This is a genomic window from Streptomyces spiramenti, from assembly GCF_012034385.1.
GTDB classification, from domain to species: domain Bacteria; phylum Actinomycetota; class Actinomycetes; order Streptomycetales; family Streptomycetaceae; genus Streptomyces; species Streptomyces spiramenti.
Genome location: NZ_JAAVJB010000423.1, coordinates 1 through 1,930, shown reverse-complemented (window position 1 = coordinate 1,930; position 1,930 = coordinate 1). Strand labels below are relative to the sequence as shown.

Annotated in this window: 2 protein-coding genes and 1 pseudogene; 2 read left to right on the top strand and 1 reads right to left on the bottom strand. The window is 75.7% G+C overall.

Annotation, left to right across the window (positions count from 1 at the left end; all coding sequences use genetic code 11):
• Positions 1-417: 417 nt before the first annotated feature.
• Both rsmI and HCJ92_RS23865 read left to right on the top strand, forming a co-directional pair.
• A complete protein-coding gene (gene rsmI / locus HCJ92_RS23870) occupies positions 418-1,263 on the top strand; it encodes a 16S rRNA (cytidine(1402)-2'-O)-methyltransferase (RefSeq protein ID WP_167935686.1) in 846 nt (281 codons plus the stop codon).
• A gap of 58 nt (positions 1,264-1,321) precedes the next feature.
• Positions 1,322-1,744, top strand: coding sequence for a hypothetical protein (locus HCJ92_RS23865; protein ID WP_167935685.1), 423 nt, complete (start codon positions 1,322-1,324; stop codon positions 1,742-1,744).
• Here HCJ92_RS23865 and HCJ92_RS25895 read toward each other — a convergent pair.
• Positions 1,690-1,930, bottom strand: a pseudogene (locus HCJ92_RS25895) (hypothetical protein); the annotation flags it as partial. The gene HCJ92_RS23865 and the pseudogene HCJ92_RS25895 sit on opposite strands and share 55 nt — an antisense overlap.

Sequence of the window (1,930 nt, the reverse complement as noted above, 5' to 3'; positions counted from 1 at the left end):
CCGCCGGGCTGCGGCGGGGACGGCGAGCCGGGCGCCGGGCCGGTGGGGCGGCTCCGGGCGGCGGTCGGTGGCGTCGTTGGCTGGGGTGGGGGCGTCCACGCTGCCATCTTGGCATCCGCCGCCGCGGCGCCCTGCGAGGATGGCGGGGTGACTGCCTCCATGCCTCCCGCCGATCACCCGCACGATGACGCCGACGCCGCGCTCTCCGGTGACGCCCTCCCCGGTGATGTGCTGCCCGGCGATGTGCTGCCCGGCGACGCGCCGATCGGCGACGGCGACCGCAATGGCGGCCCGGGCGTCGACGATGTCGCGCTGGGGGCGCCGGGCGAGGGTGCGCGGGGCGACGGCCCGGCCGATGACCCGTCCGCCGTCGCCGGGGACCGCACGGGGGCGCGGAGCGGTGAGGAGGAAGGCGGTGTGCTGGTGCTGGCGGGCACACCCATCGGCGACCTCGCCGACGCGCCGCCGAGACTCGCCGCGGAGCTGGAGCGCGCCGACGTCATCGCCGCGGAGGACACCCGCCGACTGCGCCGTCTCACCCAGGGGCTGGGCGTGCACACCTCGGGGCGCGTCGTCTCCTACTTCGAGGGAAACGAGGCGGCCCGCACCCCGGAGCTCGTCCGTGAACTGGTCGGCGGCTCCCGGGTGTTGCTGGTCACCGACGCGGGGATGCCGTCCGTCTCCGACCCCGGGTACCGGCTGGTCGCGGCGGCCGTCGAGGAGGACGTGCGGGTGACCGCCGTCCCCGGCCCCTCCGCCGTGCTCACCGCGCTGGCACTCTCGGGGCTGCCCGTCGACAGGTTCTGCTTCGAGGGCTTCCTGCCCCGCAAGGCGGGCGAGCGGGCCGGGCGACTGCGCGAGGTCGCCGCCGAACGTCGCACCCTCGTGTACTTCGAGGCGCCGCACCGGCTCGCCGCGTCGCTCTCCGCCATGGCGGAGGCGTTCGGCGCGGACCGGCGCGCGGCGGTGTGCCGGGAGCTGACCAAGACCTACGAGGAGGTCCGGCGCGGGACGCTGGCAGAACTCGCCGCCTGGGCGGAGGCGGGGGTCCGCGGCGAGATCACCGTCGTGGTGACCGGGGCGAGCGAGGTCGCCGAGCGGCCGGACGAGGCCGAACTGGTGCAACGGGTGGCCGCACGCGAGGAGGCCGGCGAGCACCGCAAGGCCGCGATCGCGGAGGTCGCGCGCGAGGCCGGGCTGCCCAAGCGCGAGGTGTTCGACGCTGTGGTCGCCGCCAAGAAAAAGCCGCATACTGGGGCATAGGGCGCGCGGGCGCGCCGTGCGCTCGGCAGACGACGTCTCACACGAGCGCAGGTGCGTCATGAACGACGAGAACCGCGAAACCGTTTCCGAGTCCTACGCCTTCGTATGTCTCCGCTGTACGTACGGCTGGGAGCAGACCTTTCAGATCGAGCACCACAATGACGAGGACGGGCGGCCCTACGTCCTGTACTACGCCGGCACGGAACGGGTGCCGTCCCCGCTGACGCGACTGACCTGCCTCAGTTGCGGCAGCCACCGCATACGCGTCATGCAGGCGGGAACGGTGCGCGCCGTCCAGCGGGCATCCAGCTGGCTGCCGTCGGGCGGGCTCGCGGCCGACGAACCGACCGACCCACCGCGCGGCATCGACCAGCAGCAGGCGCAGTCGGACGCCCTGGCCCGCGAGGCCGCCGAGTCCGACGCCCGTCACACGGCCGGTGAACCCGCGGGCAGCGGGCGCGCGTGGTGGCGGCGCCACTGACCGCTCCCGCGGAACCCGGCGCGCCCACCCGTGCCCGGACGCGCCAGGTCCCCGGGCACGCGCGTACCCGGCCCGCGCCGGACCTCCTCGTAGGTCTTGGTCAGCTCCCGGCACACCGCCGCGCGCCGGTCCGCGCCGAACGCCTCCGCCATGGCGGAGAGCGACGCGGCGCGCCGGTGCGGCGCC

What these genes read in the sequence shown, in the direction of transcription:
- HCJ92_RS23865 (WP_167935685.1), top strand. Translation starts at nt 1,322, where the DNA reads ATGAACGACGAGAACCGCGAAACCGTTTCCGAGTCCTACGCCTTCGTA.